Origin of the sequence: Sphingomonas colocasiae, assembly GCF_019880585.1 — a bacterium.
Lineage (GTDB): Bacteria > Pseudomonadota > Alphaproteobacteria > Sphingomonadales > Sphingomonadaceae > Sphingobium_A > Sphingobium_A colocasiae.
Genome location: NZ_JAINVV010000001.1, coordinates 353,372 through 368,910, shown reverse-complemented (window position 1 = coordinate 368,910; position 15,539 = coordinate 353,372). Strand labels below are relative to the sequence as shown.

The 15,539-nt window shown below is 64.9% G+C and carries 16 protein-coding genes; 5 read left to right on the top strand and 11 right to left on the bottom strand.

Annotation, left to right across the window (positions count from 1 at the left end; genetic code table 11):
• Window positions 1-36 precede the first annotated feature (36 nt).
• From K7G82_RS01760 to K7G82_RS01740, 5 genes are all read right to left on the bottom strand, one after another.
• Entirely contained in the window at window positions 37-1,065 is a 1,029-nt protein-coding gene (locus K7G82_RS01760) for a glycosyltransferase family 4 protein (RefSeq protein WP_222988090.1), read from the bottom strand.
• Window positions 1,062-1,931 (bottom strand): UDP-2,3-diacylglucosamine diphosphatase, encoded by an 870-nt coding sequence (locus K7G82_RS01755; RefSeq protein ID WP_222988089.1) that lies wholly within the window; start codon window positions 1,929-1,931, stop codon window positions 1,062-1,064. The genes K7G82_RS01760 and K7G82_RS01755 overlap by 4 nt, the downstream gene beginning before the upstream one ends.
• A gap of 74 nt (window positions 1,932-2,005) precedes the next feature.
• A complete protein-coding gene (locus K7G82_RS01750; RefSeq protein WP_222988088.1) occupies window positions 2,006-2,626 on the bottom strand; it encodes a glutathione S-transferase family protein in 621 nt (206 codons plus the stop codon).
• Window positions 2,626-3,093, bottom strand: a complete 468-nt coding sequence (locus K7G82_RS01745) for a hypothetical protein (protein WP_222988087.1) — start codon at window positions 3,091-3,093, stop codon at window positions 2,626-2,628. Before K7G82_RS01745 ends, K7G82_RS01750 begins: the two co-directional genes overlap by 1 nt.
• A gap of 2 nt (window positions 3,094-3,095) precedes the next feature.
• The gene (locus K7G82_RS01740) at window positions 3,096-4,100 is read right to left on the bottom strand and encodes an NAD(P)H-quinone oxidoreductase (RefSeq protein ID WP_222988086.1); all 1,005 of its coding nucleotides are present in this window, start codon (window positions 4,098-4,100) and stop codon (window positions 3,096-3,098) included.
• Between the two features lie 32 nt (window positions 4,101-4,132).
• Here K7G82_RS01740 and K7G82_RS01735 point away from each other — a divergent pair, with 32 nt between their 5' ends.
• The 3 genes from K7G82_RS01735 (at window position 4,133) to K7G82_RS01725 (ending at window position 7,295) form a co-directional block, all read left to right on the top strand.
• The gene (locus K7G82_RS01735; protein ID WP_343228506.1) at window positions 4,133-4,384 is read left to right on the top strand and encodes a DUF1192 domain-containing protein; all 252 of its coding nucleotides are present in this window, start codon (window positions 4,133-4,135) and stop codon (window positions 4,382-4,384) included.
• 92 nt (window positions 4,385-4,476) lie between these two features.
• Window positions 4,477-6,792: an ATP-dependent Clp protease ATP-binding subunit ClpA gene (clpA, locus tag K7G82_RS01730; RefSeq protein WP_222988085.1), complete on the top strand. Its 2,316-nt coding sequence runs from the start codon at window positions 4,477-4,479 to the stop codon at window positions 6,790-6,792.
• A gap of 2 nt (window positions 6,793-6,794) precedes the next feature.
• Window positions 6,795-7,295 carry a SixA phosphatase family protein gene (locus tag K7G82_RS01725; RefSeq protein WP_222988084.1) on the top strand — a complete coding sequence of 167 codons (501 nt, stop codon included), beginning with the start codon at window positions 6,795-6,797 and terminating at the stop codon, window positions 7,293-7,295.
• Between the two features lie 267 nt (window positions 7,296-7,562).
• Here K7G82_RS01725 and K7G82_RS01720 read toward each other — a convergent pair whose 3' ends face one another.
• On the bottom strand, window positions 7,563-8,129 hold the full coding sequence (locus tag K7G82_RS01720) for an OmpA family protein (RefSeq protein ID WP_222988083.1): 567 nt from the start codon (window positions 8,127-8,129) through the stop codon (window positions 7,563-7,565).
• Window positions 8,130-8,302: 173 nt separating this feature from the next.
• On the opposite strand from K7G82_RS01720, the gene K7G82_RS01715 reads away from it, so the two are divergent.
• Window positions 8,303-10,369: a S9 family peptidase gene (locus K7G82_RS01715; RefSeq protein ID WP_222988082.1), complete on the top strand. Its 2,067-nt coding sequence runs from the start codon at window positions 8,303-8,305 to the stop codon at window positions 10,367-10,369.
• Window positions 10,370-10,515: 146 nt separating this feature from the next.
• On the opposite strand, the gene K7G82_RS01710 is transcribed toward K7G82_RS01715, so the two are convergent.
• From K7G82_RS01710 to K7G82_RS01690, 5 genes are read right to left on the bottom strand one after another with little or no spacing between them, the layout of a single operon-like run.
• Window positions 10,516-12,318, bottom strand: coding sequence for an acyl-CoA dehydrogenase C-terminal domain-containing protein (locus K7G82_RS01710; protein ID WP_222988081.1), 1,803 nt, complete (start codon window positions 12,316-12,318; stop codon window positions 10,516-10,518).
• 44 nt (window positions 12,319-12,362) lie between these two features.
• The gene (locus tag K7G82_RS01705) at window positions 12,363-12,797 is read right to left on the bottom strand and encodes a MerR family transcriptional regulator (RefSeq protein WP_222988080.1); all 435 of its coding nucleotides are present in this window, start codon (window positions 12,795-12,797) and stop codon (window positions 12,363-12,365) included.
• A 32-nt stretch (window positions 12,798-12,829) separates the two neighbouring features.
• A complete protein-coding gene (locus K7G82_RS01700) occupies window positions 12,830-13,351 on the bottom strand; it encodes a hypothetical protein (RefSeq protein WP_222988079.1) in 522 nt (173 codons plus the stop codon).
• Window positions 13,348-13,707: a phosphoribosyl-AMP cyclohydrolase gene (gene hisI, locus K7G82_RS01695; RefSeq protein ID WP_222988078.1), complete on the bottom strand. Its 360-nt coding sequence runs from the start codon at window positions 13,705-13,707 to the stop codon at window positions 13,348-13,350. The genes K7G82_RS01700 and hisI overlap by 4 nt, the downstream gene beginning before the upstream one ends.
• Before the next feature lie 60 nt (window positions 13,708-13,767).
• Window positions 13,768-13,941 carry a hypothetical protein gene (locus K7G82_RS01690; RefSeq protein WP_222988077.1) on the bottom strand — a complete coding sequence of 58 codons (174 nt, stop codon included), beginning with the start codon at window positions 13,939-13,941 and terminating at the stop codon, window positions 13,768-13,770.
• Window positions 13,942-14,069: 128 nt separating this feature from the next.
• On the opposite strand from K7G82_RS01690, the gene purF reads away from it, so the two are divergent.
• Window positions 14,070-15,539, top strand: coding sequence for an amidophosphoribosyltransferase (gene purF / locus K7G82_RS01685; RefSeq protein WP_222988076.1), 1,470 nt, complete (start codon window positions 14,070-14,072; stop codon window positions 15,537-15,539).

Sequence of the window (15,539 nt, the reverse complement as noted above, 5' to 3'; positions counted from 1 at the left end):
TAACCCTGGAAGCGGGCAAGATTATGATGCCGCCATTCAGGCCGCGACGGCGAATCCCTCTTCGGCGATCGGAACCAGCGCATCGCGAAACTCGGCCGCGCTCGCCGACCAGCTGAAGCGCCCGCCATAGGCGGCGCAGGCCGCGCGATCGCGCGTCAGCGCACGCCGGATCGCGCCATCCAGATCCTCGTCCATAGCCCCGACGGTTTCGTCGATCACATCGATCGGCCCGGTGACCGGATAGGCGGCGACAGGCGTTCCGCAGGCCAGCGCCTCGATCATCACCAGCCCGAATGTGTCGGTGCGGCTGGGAAAGACGAACACATCCGCCCCGGCATAAGCCCCCGCAAGCGCCGTGCCGGATTGCGCGCCCAAGAACAGTGCGTCCGGATAACCGGCCTCCAGCGCGGCGCGTGCCGGTCCGTCGCCCACCACGACTTTCGTGCCCGGCACGCCGCTGGTCAGGAACGCCTCGATATTCTTCTCGACCGCGACGCGCCCGACATAGAGCTGGACCGGCCGGGGCAAGCCGGCCAGCACATCGAGCGGCGGCGCATCCGGGCGGAAGTACGACAGGTCGACACCGCGCCCCCAATGGCGGAGGCGATCGATCCCGTGCGCGCGCAGCGTCGCGCGGACCGACGCGGTCGACACCAGCACCGCACTCGACGGCGCATGGAACCACTGGATGTAGCGCCAGAACCATTGGGCGGGCATGCCCGTCCGCTTCGCGGCATAATCGGGAAACTGGGTATGATAGGCCGTCGTGAAAGGAATGGCGCGCCGCAGGCACCAGCGCCGCGCGGCGGCACAGAGCGGTCCTTCGGTCGCCAGATGGATCGCGTCGGGCGCGAAATCGGCGATCATCGAACCCACCGTCATGGTGCGCGCCATGGCCAGCCTGATCTCCGGATAGGTCGGGCATGGCAGCGAGTAGAAGAGATCGGGCGAGATCACGCGGATGAGATGCCCCTGCCCCTCCAGTTGCTCGCGCACCGCCTTCAGCGTCCGGACGACGCCGTTGACCTGGGGTTCCCAGGCATCGGTGACGATCGCGATCCTCATGCCGCGATCCGCGCGACGTCGCGGCTGTTGCGCGCTGTGATCTCGTCGGCCCAGTGGAGCACTTCCATGCGCCCGTCGGAATGCTCGACCAGCGCGGTGCAGCCTTCCACCCAGTCACCGTCATTATAATAGGCGACACCTGAAATATCGCGGATCTCGGCGGTATGGATATGCCCGCAAACGACGCCATCGACGCCCCTTTGGCCCGCTTCGTGCGCCACGATCTCCTCGAACTTCGAGATGAACTCGACCGCGTTCTTCACCTTGTGCTTGGCCATTTTGGACAGCGACCAATAGGGAAGCCCAAACGCGGTGCGCACCCGGTTCACGACATAGTTGAGCTTCATCATCAGTTCGTAAGCGAAGTCGCCGACATGGGCGAGCCAGCGATGCGCCAGCATGATCGTGTCGAACTCGTCGCCGTGCAGCACCAGCAGTCGCCGTCCATCGGCGGTTTCGTGGATCGCATTGCGGCGGATCTCGACGCCGCCGAAGTTCAGCCCCGCATAGGGACGGAGCATTTCGTCGTGATTGCCCGGTACATAGATGATCCGCGTACCGCGCTTCGCGCGTTTCAGGATGCGCCAGACGATGTCGTTATGTGCGGCAGGCCAGTAAAAGCGCTTCTTCAGCCGCCAGCCGTCGATGATGTCGCCGACCAGATACAGCGTCTCGCTGTCGGTGCTGTCGAGAAAGTCGATCAGCATATCGGCATTGCAGCCGCGCGTTCCCAGATGGATGTCCGAAATCCAGATCGTCCGGAAACGGCGTCGGCTCCGGCTCTGGCAAGGTTCGGGGATCGTCGGTTCGGAACGATGAAAGTCGAATATTTCGCCATCGACGGCAAGGCGGGTGACCGCGTCCATGAATTCTTCCCCCGGACGTTGACCTTGCCCGGGAGCAATCGCGATTTTTGGTTACAGTTTGAACGCCGGAGCGATTACGCTTCCATGACAATATGCCCGGGCAGATCGGCCATCCGATCGAGCCAGGCGCGCACGTGCGGATAAAGCGAAAGGTCGAACCCGCCCTCCTCCGCGACATGGCTATAGGCGTAGAGGCAGATATCGGCGAGCGTCGGGGCCTCGCCCACGAACCAGTTCCTGAGCGCCAGATGATCATCCATCTGCTGCAAGGCCCTCTCGCCCGCCAGCCGCTTGGCCGGCAACTGGGCGCGCTGGACTTCGCTCAGCGCGTCCCCGCCGACGAACATGACCCAGAAGCGCACCGTCGCGATATTGGGCTCATGATGATATTGCTCGAAGAACATCCAGCGCAGCATGTCGGCCCGCGCAAAACGATCCTCGGGAATCAGCGCGGATCCGTCGGCCAGATAGAAGCAGGCGGCATTGCTTTCGGGCAGGAAGCGCTGCCCCACCTGAAGCACCGGAATGCGGCCGACCGCATTGATGTTGGTCAGGAACTCGGGAGTCCGGGTCTCGCCCTTCATGATGTCGTATTCGACGCGCTCGATCCGCCGCCCGAGATGCGCGGCGGTCAGCCGGATCTTGTAGCAATTCCCCGACTGGGCATATTCGTGAAGGATCAGCTTGTCGCCCATCACATGATCCCTTCGGCATCCTTGCGCTTCTGCTCCTGCCGGCGCCGCCAGACGACCAGACCGATCACCAGCGCCAGCGGGCCCCAGCCCCAATAATATTGCCAATAGGGAAAGGCGTAGTCGGCTTCGTAATCGACACCGGTAAGCTGCTTGATCGCTGCGAGCTCACGCGCCGTAGCCGGCGCCAGGTGGGTCTGGCCGTTTGCGTCTCTCGAATAGAAGACGAACCCCTCTTCCTTCCACGCAGCGAACGGCATCCACAGCGCGCTGAACTCGCGATAGGACCAGCCGAGGTCGAGCGTCACCGTCCGCCCCTCAGCGCCATAAGCCTCGAAACGCGAATCATTGGGCAGATCCGCGATCAGCGCGATTTCCGGCGTGTTCGACATCGCCGAACGCCTCGCCTCCGCCGGCCCCGAGGCCGTCAACGCGGCCGCGATCACCAGCAATACCCCCCCCAAACGCATATTTACCCCCCGGTCAGCAGCACGATCTTTCCGATATGGTCGCCGGCTTCCATTCTTTCGTGCGCCTTGGCCGCCTCGGCAAGCGGAAAGGTCATGTCGATCACCGGCTTCAGCCGCCCTTCGGCGACATGCGGCCAGACGCTGCGCGACAATTCGTCGGCAACCAGCGATTTGAATTCGACCGAGCGGGCACGCAATGTCGATCCGCTCAAGGTCAGCCGCTTGAGCATCACCTGCATGATCGGCACCTGCGCCGTCCCGCCGCCCAGCGTCGCGATCGAGACATGGCGGCCGTCTTCGGCCAGGCATTGCAGGTTGCGCGGCAGATAATCGCCGCCGACCATGTCGAGCACGGCGTTGCAGCCACGACCACCGGTCGCTTCACGCACGCGCGCGACGAAATCCTCGGTCCGGTAATTGATCGCGACATCGGCGCCGAGCGCGCGCGCGGCGTCGCACTTCGCGTCCGAACCGCAGGTGACGATCATGGTGAGGCCGAACAGCTTGCCGAGCGCGATCGCCATCGTGCCGATCCCGCTGGTGCCGCCATGAACGAGCACGCTGTCTCCCTCGACCGCATAAGCGCGCTCGAACAAATTGGTCCACACGGTGAACAGCGTTTCCGGAATCGCCGCCGCCTCGATCATCGTGATCGCTGGCGGCACCGGCAGACACTGGCCTACCGGCGCCAGCGCATATTCGGCATAGCCGCCACCGGCGACGAGCGCACAGACCGGCTGGCCGATTATGTCGGCGCCGGTGGCGTCGCCCACCGCGACCACCCTGCCCGCGATTTCGAGCCCCGGAATGCTCGGTGCCCCCTTGGGCGGCGGATAATTGCCCAGCCGCTGGACCACGTCGGGCCGATTGACGCCGGCCGCCTCCACCTTGACGAGCACTTCGCCGGCGCCCGGCCTCGGCACGGCGCGCGATACGGGCTGGAGTACATCCGGACCGCCGGGCTCGGCCGGGTCGATCGCGGTCATCATCTCGGGCAGCGCGGTCATCCTGGTCCCCCTCGCTTACGGCGCCTTTTACCATGAAAAGCGCGCGCTTTATTGACAGTCGGGCGGTTTCGGTCAACGCTTGCCGCATGGACCTCGACGAAGTTTTTTCGAAGCGGCCGGGCGATCCGCTGACCCTGCTCGCCAAAGAGGACCTCGATCCATTGTCGGTCGAGGAACTGGACCTGCGCGTGGAGGCCCTGAAGCGGGAAATCGCACGGGTCGAAGCGAAACGCGCCAGCGCTTCGGTTCATCGCGCCAACGCCGAATCGCTGTTCAAGCGATGAGTGTCGCGGCCATTCTTGATGAAGGCGGCCGCAATCCCGACATAGGGTCATACCGGGGCGGCGTCCCTCGCCCCGCATCGGAGTGAAATATCATGCCATCCTTCGCCAGCGCGCTTGAGAAGACGCTTCACAAAGCGCTCGAGGCCGCGTCAAACCGGCGTCACGAATATGCCACGCTGGAGCATCTCCTGCTCGCGTTGATCGACGACGAGCATGCCGGACAGGTGATGAGCGCCTGCGGCGTCGACCTGGGCGAGCTGCGCGACGCCGTCGCCACCTATCTCGACAATGAACTCGAAGCACTGAAGGTCGAGGGCGAGACCGATCCCTCCCCCACCAGCGGCTTCCAGCGCGTCGTCCAGCGCGCCATCCTGCACGTCCAGTCTTCGGGCCGCGACGAAGTGACCGGCGCGAACGTCCTGGTCGCGCTCTTCTCCGAGCGCGAAAGCTATGCCGTCTATTTCCTGCAGCAGCAGGATATGAGCCGGCTCGATGCGGTCAGCTTCATCAGCCACGGCGTCGGCAAGGGCAACGCCACGCCCGAACCGCGCGAGGTGAAGGGCGTCGAGGAAGAGAAGGCCACCAAGCCGGACGGCAAGCAAAAGGGCGAAAGCGCGCTCAAGCAGTTCTGCGTCGATCTCAACGAAAAGGCCAGGAACGGCAAGGTCGATCCGCTGATCGGCCGGTCGGCCGAAGTCGACCGCACTGTCCAGATCCTGTGCCGGCGCTCCAAGAACAACCCGCTCTATGTGGGAGATCCGGGCGTGGGCAAGACCGCGATCGCCGAAGGCCTGGCGCGCAAGATCATCGAAGGCGACGTGCCCGATGTGTTGCGCCCCGCCGTCATCTATTCGCTCGACATGGGTGCGCTGCTCGCCGGCACGCGCTATCGCGGCGATTTCGAGGAACGGCTGAAGCAGGTGGTGAACGAGCTCGAAAAGCTGCCCCACGCCATCCTCTTCATCGACGAGATCCACACGGTGATCGGCGCCGGCGCCACCTCGGGCGGCGCGATGGACGCGTCGAACCTGCTCAAGCCGGCCTTGTCGGGCGGCACGATCCGCTGCATCGGATCGACCACCTACAAGGAATTCCGCAATCACTTCGAAAAGGATCGCGCGCTGCTGCGCCGGTTCCAGAAGATCGACGTCAACGAACCGACGATCGAGGATACGGTGAAGATCCTGGCCGGGCTGCGCTCGGCGTTCGAGGAGCATCACAACGTCAAATACACGCCCGACGCGATCAAGGCGGCGGTCGACCTGTCGGCGCGCTACATCAACGACCGCAAGCTGCCCGACAAGGCGATCGACGTGATCGACGAGGTCGGCGCGATGCAGATGCTGGTGCCGCCGAGCAAGCGCAAGAAGACGATCACGCCCAAGGAGATCGAGGCGGTCGTCGCCACGATGGCGCGCATTCCGCCCAAATCGGTGTCGACCGACGACAAGGCGACGCTGGCCAATCTCGAGACCGATCTGAAGCGTGTCGTGTTCGGGCAGAATCTCGCGATCGAGACGCTGGCATCGGCGATCAAGCTCAGCCGCGCGGGCTTGCGCGATCCGGACAAGCCGATCGGCAACTATCTCTTCTCCGGCCCCACCGGCGTCGGCAAGACGGAAGTCGCGCGCCAGCTCGCCAGCATCATGGGCATTCCGCTCCAGCGGTTCGACATGTCCGAATATATGGAGCGGCACAGCGTTTCGCGGCTGATCGGCGCCCCTCCGGGCTATGTCGGCTATGATCAGGGCGGATTGTTGACCGATGCGGTCGACCAGCAGCCGCACAGCGTGCTCCTGCTCGACGAGATCGAGAAGGCGCACCCGGACCTGTTCAACATCCTGTTGCAGGTGATGGACAACGGCAAGCTGACCGATCACCACGGCAAGACCGTCGATTTCCGCAACATCGTGCTGATCATGACGACCAATGCCGGAGCGTCCGACATGGCGAGCGAAGGCATCGGCTTCGGCAATGTCAGCCGCGAGGATGCGAGCGAGGAAGCGGTGAAGCGGATGTTCACGCCCGAGTTCCGCAATCGCCTCGATGCGATCGTGCCCTTCGGCTATCTGCCGACCGAGGTGGTGAGCCGCGTGGTGGAGAAGTTCATCCTGCAGCTCGAACTTCAGCTGGCGGATCGCAACGTCCACATCACGCTCGACGACGACGCCAAGAAATGGCTCACCGCGCGCGGCTACGACAAGCTCTATGGCGCCCGCCCGATGGGCCGGCTGATCCAGGAGAAGATCAAGCAGCCGCTTGCCGAGGAGCTGCTGTTCGGCAAACTCGTCCATGGCGGCGAAGTCAGCGTCCACCTGAAGGATGATGCGCTCGCCTTCGAAGTGACGCCGGCAGCGCCCAAGAAGCCAAAGAAGGGCGGAAAGACGAAGTCGGAAGCCAAGGCGTAACGATGCGGCGGCGCACGGCATCGCTGCTGCTGCTCGCCGCGCTGGCGGTGTTACCCGCTGGCGCCGCGGCGCAGTCGGCCGACGATGTCTATATCATGCGCCATCTGGAGCAGCAGAGCGGCGCCGGTGCCGGCGAAGACCCCGGCCTGTCGCCGGCGGGCAAGCGCCAGGCCGACCGCCTGGCCACCTGGTTCCGCGATCGTCCGCGCGCGGTGTTCGCCAGCACGACGCGCCGCGCGATGGAAACGGCGGGCCCGCTCGCCCGCCGCCTGGGCGTGCCGCTCGAGACCTACGACGCCGCCGATCCGGACCGGCTGCTCGACCGCGTCAGGCGCACGCGTGGTGTGGTGCTGATCGTCGGCCACAGCAACACAGTGCCCGATCTGATCCGCCGCATGGGTGCGATCGGCCCGCGTGAAATCCCGCACACCCGCTACGGCCAGATCTGGCGCGTGCCACGGCGCGGCGGTGTCGCGATGGAGTCCGTGCTGCCCTTCCCGTGATCAAGGCCTGACACGGCGAAATCAGACCATCATCATGCCAGCGCAGGCACATGCCCCTCGGGATCGAGAAGCAAGAATAAAAGCGAGTACTGCTTCTCAGTCTTTCCCGAGAAAACCGTCATTCCGGCGGAAGCCGGAATCTTCTTCGACATAGAGCACCAGATTGACCTACGGTCGACTACGTCTCCAGCTTTCGCCGGAATGACGGTTACATTTCAGAATGCGATCCGTTTGCCATCGTCATGTGACGAGTTCGCGGCAAAAAACCTATTTCGCGATCACGATCAGCTCGACCCGGCGATTGCGCGCACGCCCCTCGACAGTGGCATTGTCGGCGATCGGCTGGGTCAGCCCCTTCCCTTCCACCTCGATCCGGCCTTCCGAAATGCCGGCATCGACCAGATGCTGCTTCGCCATCCGCGCACGATCCTGCGAAAGCTTCAGGTTCGCGGCCGGATCGCCGACATTGTCGGTATGGCCGACCAGGCGCAGCCGCACGGCCGGATAGGATTTGAGCAGTTCGACCAGGCCCGGCACCATCGCGCGCACCGCCGGCCGCGCTGTGGCCGACCAGTCGGCGAACTGGTCGCCCCCGATCTGGAAGCTGCGCGGCGCCGGATCGGTCGATGCCAGATAGACCGCGAGTTGCTGCCCCACCGATCCCTCTTCGACCGTGATCGTCGCGCCATTGGGCAGGCCGATCAATTGGGTGCGCGATTCAACCGGTTGCGCGGCCTGCGCATTCGCGTCGGGCGCTTTCTCGCCTTGTCCGCATGCCGACAAGGCGAGAACGGAGGCAGGAAGAACCAGCCAGCGAAACGAAAGCAACATCATCGCCCAAGACCCCCGAAACGGACACGCGCAGCCTTTCCAGACTATGGGTTTTCCGGCGATGCTGACAAGCGCTTTCGCGTCGGCATCCGATCCATTTCGGCCCTCTCTCCCTCTTGCTTCCGTGCCGGAAAGTCGCATTGTGCCGGCATCCTCGTTCCTGCCGGAGTCCATCGATGATCCGCCGCGCGCTCTGCCTTTCGCTTCTCCTTTCCGCCAGCGCCGTTCCCGCCTTCGCGGCGCCCGCCGATGGCCCGACCCGTACTCTCCAGGGTGGCGACCTGTTCGGCCTGGAAGCGGCGAGCGATCCGCAGATCAGCCCGGACGGAACCCGCATCGCCTATGTCCGCCGGTCGAACGACGTGATGACCGATCGGGCCCGGCCCTCGATCTGGCTGATCGACGTGCGCACCGGCGCCCAGGCGCCGCTGATCGCCGGCCCCGGCGCGCACAGCCAGCCGCGCTGGTCGCCCGACGGCAAGCGACTGGCCTATGTCTCGACGGGTGAAGGCGGCGGCGCGCAATTGTTCGTGCGCTGGATGGAAACCGGCGCGTCGGCGCGCGTGACCGGCCTGCCCGACAGCCCGAACGCCATTTCCTGGTCGCCCGACGGCAGCCGCATCGCCTATGTGATGACAGTGCCTGATGACGGCGTGAAACTGGGCAAGGCACCCGCGAAACCCGAAGGCGCCAATTGGGCGCCGCCGCTCGAAGTGATCGACAAGGTCGTCTATCGCCAGGACGGTGGCGGTTATGTGAAGCCCGGCTTCGATCATATCTTCCTGGTTTCGGCCGAAGGCGGCGCGCCGCGCCAGCTCAGCTTCGGCGCCTGGCACGACAATGGTCCGCTCGCTTGGACGCCGGACGGCAAGACCCTGTTGTTCAGCGCAGTGCGCACGGGCGACTGGCAGCGCAATCCGATCAACAGCGAGATCCAGGCGCTCGACATCGCAACCGGCACGATCCGCGCGCTCACCAGCCGCGACGGCCCCGATACCGATCCCGCCGTTTCGCCCGATGGCAGCCGCGTCGCCTATCTGGGCTACGACGACAAGGGCTATAGCTACCGCGACACCCAGCTCTATGTGATGAACCGCGACGGCAGCGGCGCGCGGTCGCTCACCGCCTCGCTCGATCGCAGCATCGACAGGATCGCCTGGGCCGCGGACGGCCGCTCGCTCTACGCGCTCTATGACGATCGCGGGTCCAACCGCGTCGCCCGCATCACGCTCGACGGTACGGTCACGTCCGTCGCCACCGGCCTTGCGGGTTCCGGGCTCGACCGCCCCTATAGCGGCGGCGAATTCAGCGTATCGAAGGGCGGCGCGGTCGCCTTCACCAGCGGCACCGCGCTTCGCCCGTCCGACGTTTCGATCGCAAGCGGCGGCAATATGCGGCGGCTGACCCGACTGAACGACGATTTCCTTGGCACGAAGACACTGGCGGAGGTGCGTGAACTGGCGGTCACCGCCCCCGATGGCCGCACCGTGCCGGCATGGCTCGCCCTGCCCCCCGGCCATGTCGCGGGCAAGCGCGTGCCGCTGATCCTGGAAATCCATGGCGGCCCGCACAGCGCCTATGGCCCGGCTTTCTCGACAGACGTCCAGCTCTACGCCGCCGCAGGCTATGCCGTGCTCTACACCAACCCGCGTGGCTCAACCTCCTATGGCGAGGAATTCGCGCGGCTGATCGACAAAAGCTATCCCGCCGACGATTATGGCGATCTGATCGCCGCCGTCGACGCCGCAATCGCCTCCGGCGTGGCGGATCCCGACAATCTGTTCGTGACGGGCGGCTCGGGCGGCGGCGTGCTCACCGCCTGGATCGTCGGCAAGACCGACCGGTTCAAGGCGGCCGCGACGCAGAAGCCGGTGATCGACTGGGCCAGCTTCGTGCTCACCGCAGACAACACGCCCTATTTCGCGAAATACTGGTTCGGCAAACTGCCCTGGGAAGATCCGCAGGGCTATTGGAAGCGCTCGCCTCTGTCGCTGGTCGGCAACGTCAAGACGCCGACGCTCGTCGTCGTTGGGAGCCAGGATTATCGCACGCCCGTCAGCGAATCCGAGCAATATTATGCGGCGCTCCAGCTTCGCGGCGTACCGACCGCGCTGGTGAAGGTGCCCGAGGCCAGCCATGGCGGCATCGCCGCACGCCCGTCGCAAGCGGCGGCGAAGGCCTCGGCGATCCTGGCGTGGTTTGACAGATATCGGACGGGGAAGACGGCGCAGACCGGGAATTGAGGATAATTCTCCACTGTCGCTCCAGCGAAAGCTGGAGCCCATGCAATATCGTCAGCCTCAGCAGTGGTTGAAAGATCGTATGGGCCCCAGCTTTCGCTGGGGCGACTGTAATCTATCTATGCCGGAGGGAAGGCCGAGAGGCCTGTTCACCCCCGCGCGAAGGCCTCCACCGGCAGCGCCATCACGCTTTCCGCGCCGCCCTCGATCTTGCGGCGCAGCGCGCCGGCATCGGGCATGATCCGTTCGGCGAAGAAGCGCGCGGTGACCAGCTTGGCTTCCATGAAGCCGGCGTCGCCGCTGCCCGCCTCAAGCGCGGCATCGGCGGCAGTCGCCATGCGCAGCCACATCAGGCCGACCGCGACGATCCCCATCAGGTGGAGATAGGGCACGGCCGCAGCACCCGCATTGTTGGGATTGGTCAGGCCGTTCTGCATCAGCCACATCGTCGCCGCCTGCAACTGGCCCAGCGCCTTTTCGAGCGCACCCGCCAGATCGGCGAGCTTGGCATTGCCCTTGGCGGCGGCCGCCTCCTCGCCGACGATCTTGAAGAAGAGCTGGACGGCGCGTCCGCCATTCTGCGCAAGCTTGCGGCCGACCAGATCCATCGCCTGCACGCCATTGGTGCCTTCGTAGATCATCGCGATCCGGGCATCGCGAACATATTGCTCCATGCCCCATTCGACGATGTAGCCATGCCCGCCATAAACCTGCTGGCTGGTCGTCGCGATGTCATAGCCCTTGTCGGTGCCATAGCCCTTGATCACCGGGGTCAGCAGCGAGATCAGGTCGTCCGCCGCCTGGCGTTCTTCCTCGGTCGCCGCCTTGTGCGCCAGATCGACCTGGAGCGCCCCCCACAGGCACAGCGCGCGCAGCCCCTCGGTCAGCGCCTTGCCTTCCATCAGCATGCGGCGGACATCGGGGTGGACGAACAGCGTATCCGCCTTTTCGCCGGGTTCGGCGGGGCCTGTCAGCGCGCGCCCCTGACGGCGGTCATGCGCATATTGCACGGCATTCTGATACGCGACCTCACCCTGCGACAGCCCCTGCAGGCCGACGCCGAGCCGCGCCGCGTTCATCATGATGAACATGGCGGCAAGCCCCTTATTCTCCTCGCCGATCAGCCAGCCGGTCGCGCCGTCATAGTTCATCACGCAGGTCGAATTGGCGTGGATGCCCATCTTGTGCTCGATCGAGCCGCAGCTCACCGCGTTACGCTCGCCGAGCGAACCGTCGTCGTTGACGAGGAATTTGGGCACGATGAACAGGCTGATGCCCTTGCTGCTCTCCGGCGCGCCCGGTGTCTTGGCGAGCACCAGATGGATGATATTCTCGGTCAGGTCGTGCTCGCCCGACGAGATGAAGATCTTGGTGCCGGTGACGGCGTAGCTGCCGTCCGCCTGCGGCTCGGCGCGCGTGCGGATCAGGCCCAGATCGGTGCCGCATTGCGGCTCCGTCAGGTTCATCGTGCCGCCCCATTCGCCGGCGACCATCTTGGGAACGTATTTCGCCTTCTGTTCGGGCGATCCCTTGACCAGGATCGCGGAGACCGCGCCCATGGTAAGGCCGTTATACATGGCGAACGCCATATTGGCGCTGATCAGATATTCCTCGAACGCCGTCGAGATCACATGCGGCAGCGCCTGACCGCCGAATTCCTCGGGCGCGGACAATGTCGTCCAGCCGCCGGCGACGAACTGGTCATAGGCCTGCTTGAAACCGGCGGGCGTCGTCACCGAGCCGTCGGCATGGCGCGTGCAGCCTTCGGCGTCGCCCGACTGGTTGAGCGGGAACAGCACGTCCTCGACGAATTTCGCGCCCTCGCTCAGCACCGCTTCCACCATGTCGGCGCCGGCATTCTCGAAGCCGGGCAGATTGGCGTGGCGATCGAGCCCGATCACCGAATCCAGGACGAAACGCGTGTCGCGCACCGGCGCGGAATAGATCGGCATCCCAACTCTCCAATGATGTTCTGGTCAATAATCTTCCGGCCGGCTCAGGCCTTTGCCTCGCTTTGCGCGTCAGCCTTTTCGACCATCGCGACGAAGCGCGTCAGCTCGTCGATCTGCGCGTCGATATCGATGCGCTGGCGCTTGAGCAGCGCGATCCGGTCGTTGCACTTCTCCACGGTCACGCGGCGCTGGACATGGCGGCCATCGCCGAGATCGTAGAGATCGATCATCTCGCGGATTTCGGACAGGCTGAACCCCACCCGCTTGGCGCGCAGGATCCAGGCGAGGCGGGCGCGATCGCGCTTGGTGTAGATGCGGGTGGTGCCACGCCGCATCGGCGCGATCAGCCCTTCGTCCTCATAGAAGCGCAGCGCGCGGGCGGTGACGCCGAATTCCTCGGACAGGTCCGAAATGCTATAGACATGCCGGTCGCGAATGTCCGGCGTTTCGAGCGTTGCATGAGTCGAAGCATAGGCCATGCGCCCGATACTATTTTACGTTCACGTTAACGTCAAGCAGGTCCCTCGCACAGCAATGCGCCGTCGCGGGCCACCACCGATGCCGCATCGGCGCGCGACGCGCTCGACTGGCCGAGCGCGAAGCCCGCGAGCGATCCGCGCCTGGTGCAATAGGCGGCGCATCCGTCGGGCACCGATCCGGGCAAGGCGATCTCCCGCCCGTCGAAGCGCGCCTCGATCCGGCATTCCCCCTTGCCGGCCAGCGTGATCGACACCCGCTCGCCATTGCGAACGGCATTGCCACGGGCGAGGCATTCGGTCTCGTCGCCGAACATCACATCGATGCCGATACGATAGGATTCGCCGCCATCGCGCAACAGGCAGACGCGATCGGGGCCGCCATCGCCGCTGCGTTCGTAAAGCCCCTCGATCGGTGCAGTCCTGGGGTCTGGGATCGCGCCTGCGGCGATTGCGGCGGTTTCCAGATCGCTTGCGCCGCCGGCAGCGCCATTGTCGGCCGGCGCCTGGGCGGAACAGCCTGCAAGCAGCAGAGAGAGCGCGAGGATTGCCCTCAATCCACGCGCTCCAGCCCGCCATCGACGATCCGGCGGTAGAAGCAGCTCGGTTCGCCGGTATGGCAGGCCGGGCCGGCGGGATCGGCGACGATCCAGATCGCATCCTGGTCGCAATCCACGCGCATCTCGACGACGCGCAATACATGGCCGGAGGTTTCGCCCTTTTTCCACAGCCGCCCCCGGCTGCGCGACCAGAAATGGGCCTCGCCGGTCGACTGGGTGAGCGCCAGCGCCTCGGCGTTCATATGCGCCACCATCAGCAAGCCGCCGTCGCGCGCGGTCACCACCCCGGTCACGAGCCCGTTCGCATCATATTTCGGATCGAGCGTCGCGCCGCTCTCGCGTTCACTGGTCATGCGCATGCTCTAATCCGGCACACGCACAAATTCAAAGCGCCGATCATGTGACGCACCGGTTCAATGCCGGGTGGTCGGGATATCCCCCTTGTCGACGCCCCACGACATGCGCCGCGTGCGCCGCACCTCGCCGGCGCGCACGATGCGCTCCGCCGCCTCGACCGAACAACCCTGTGAAATCAGCGCCTCCATGAGCAATTCACTCTCGGTCGGCGCCTCTTGTTTCTTCACCATATCCAGCGTCTCCAGCCGACCAACGCACGGGTCGGCGATCGGCTCCGAGCAAAATTGCGGGCAAAGGGCGACAAAACGGCTTTGCGGTCCTATATGCCGCTCGACCCCTTCACCGCGCAGACGAATCGATGCTCACCACACACCCATTTGAATCCCTGGATGACGGGGACAAACTCCGCGAGGAATGCGGCATTTTCGGCATCGCCGGTGCCGAAACCGCATCGGCTATGGTCGCGCTCGGCCTGCATGCGCTTCAGCATCGCGGGCAGGAAGCCGCCGGCATCACCAGCTTCGACGGCGATCACTTCCATACCCACCGGGCGATGGGCCATGTCGCGGGCAATTTCGACCGTGACGACGTCATTCGCAGCCTGCCCGGCCACAATGCCTGCGGCCATGTCCGCTATTCCACCACCGGCGAGACCGCACTCCGCAACGTCCAGCCGCTTTATGCCGATCTGGCGTCCGGCGGCTTCGCGGTGGCGCATAACGGCAATATCTCCAACGCGATGAAGCTGAAGCGCGACCTCGTCCGCCGCGGCTCGATCTTCCAGTCCACGTCGGACACCGAAGTGATCATCCATCTGGTCGCTACCTCGACCTATCGGACGTTGCTCGACAAGTTCATCGATGCGCTGCGCCATCTGGAAGGCGCCTATTCGCTGATCTGCATGACGCCGGAAGGCATGATCGCCTGCCGCGATCCGCTGGGCATCCGCCCGCTCGTGATGGGCAAGCTGGGCAATTCGATCATCTTCGCGTCCGAAACCGTCGCGCTCGACGTAGTCGGCGCAGACTATATCCGCAGCATCGAACCGGGCGAACTGGTGCTGGTGCGCGAGGGTGAGGTTGAATCGGTCCACCCCTTCGGCAAGCGCGCCGCCCGCCCCTGCATCTTCGAACATGTCTATTTCTCGCGCCCCGATTCGATCGTCGACGGTTCGTCGGTCTATTCGGTGCGCAAGGCGATCGGCGCACAGCTTGCGATCGAGGCGCCGGTCGATGCCGATCTGGTGATTCCGGTGCCGGATTCGGGCGTTCCCGCCGCGATCGGCTATGCGCAGGAATCGGGCATCCCGTTCGAACTCGGCATCATCCGCTCCCACTATGTCGGCCGAACCTTCATCCAGCCGGGCGACAAGGTCCGCCACCTGGGCGTCAAGCTGAAGCACAATGCCAATCGCGCGCTGATCGACGGCAAGCGCATCGTGCTGATCGACGATTCGATCGTGCGCGGCACCACCAGCCTCAAGATCGTCCAGATGATGCGCGATGCGGGCGCCAAGGAGGTGCATATGCGCATCGCCAGCCCGCCGACCCGGCATAGCTGCTTCTACGGCGTCGACACACCCGAGCGCGCCAAGCTGCTCGCCGCCAAGCTCGACATTCCGGGGATGACCGATTTCATCCATGCCGACAGCCTGGCCTTCGTCTCGATCGACGGCCTGTATCGCGCATTGGGCGAGACGCAGCGCGCCGATATCGGGCCGCAATATTGCGACGCCTGTTTCACCGGCGACTATCCGACCACACTGACCGACCAGGACGACCTCGCCCCGGAAGACCAGTTCTCGCTGCTCGCCGAACGGGTCAATTAA

What these genes read in the sequence shown, in the direction of transcription:
- K7G82_RS01715 (WP_222988082.1), top strand. Translation starts at nt 8,303, where the DNA reads ATGATCCGCCGCGCGCTCTGCCTTTCGCTTCTCCTTTCCGCCAGCGCC.
- K7G82_RS01760 (WP_222988090.1), bottom strand. Translation starts at nt 1,065, where the DNA reads ATGAGGATCGCGATCGTCACCGATGCCTGGGAACCCCAGGTCAACGGC.
- K7G82_RS01705 (WP_222988080.1), bottom strand. Translation starts at nt 12,797, where the DNA reads ATGGCCTATGCTTCGACTCATGCAACGCTCGAAACGCCGGACATTCGC.
- K7G82_RS01740 (WP_222988086.1), bottom strand. Translation starts at nt 4,100, where the DNA reads ATGACCGCGCTGCCCGAGATGATGACCGCGATCGACCCGGCCGAGCCC.
- K7G82_RS01750 (WP_222988088.1), bottom strand. Translation starts at nt 2,626, where the DNA reads ATGGGCGACAAGCTGATCCTTCACGAATATGCCCAGTCGGGGAATTGC.
- K7G82_RS01725 (WP_222988084.1), top strand. Translation starts at nt 6,795, where the DNA reads ATGCGGCGGCGCACGGCATCGCTGCTGCTGCTCGCCGCGCTGGCGGTG.
- hisI (WP_222988078.1), bottom strand. Translation starts at nt 13,707, where the DNA reads ATGACCAGTGAACGCGAGAGCGGCGCGACGCTCGATCCGAAATATGAT.
- K7G82_RS01745 (WP_222988087.1), bottom strand. Translation starts at nt 3,093, where the DNA reads ATGCGTTTGGGGGGGGTATTGCTGGTGATCGCGGCCGCGTTGACGGCC.
- K7G82_RS01735 (WP_343228506.1), top strand. Translation starts at nt 4,133, where the DNA reads ATGAAAAGCGCGCGCTTTATTGACAGTCGGGCGGTTTCGGTCAACGCT.
- K7G82_RS01710 (WP_222988081.1), bottom strand. Translation starts at nt 12,318, where the DNA reads ATGCCGATCTATTCCGCGCCGGTGCGCGACACGCGTTTCGTCCTGGAT.
- K7G82_RS01690 (WP_222988077.1), bottom strand. Translation starts at nt 13,941, where the DNA reads ATGGTGAAGAAACAAGAGGCGCCGACCGAGAGTGAATTGCTCATGGAG.
- K7G82_RS01720 (WP_222988083.1), bottom strand. Translation starts at nt 8,129, where the DNA reads ATGATGTTGCTTTCGTTTCGCTGGCTGGTTCTTCCTGCCTCCGTTCTC.
- K7G82_RS01755 (WP_222988089.1), bottom strand. Translation starts at nt 1,931, where the DNA reads ATGGACGCGGTCACCCGCCTTGCCGTCGATGGCGAAATATTCGACTTT.
- purF (WP_222988076.1), top strand. Translation starts at nt 14,070, where the DNA reads ATGCTCACCACACACCCATTTGAATCCCTGGATGACGGGGACAAACTC.
- clpA (WP_222988085.1), top strand. Translation starts at nt 4,477, where the DNA reads ATGCCATCCTTCGCCAGCGCGCTTGAGAAGACGCTTCACAAAGCGCTC.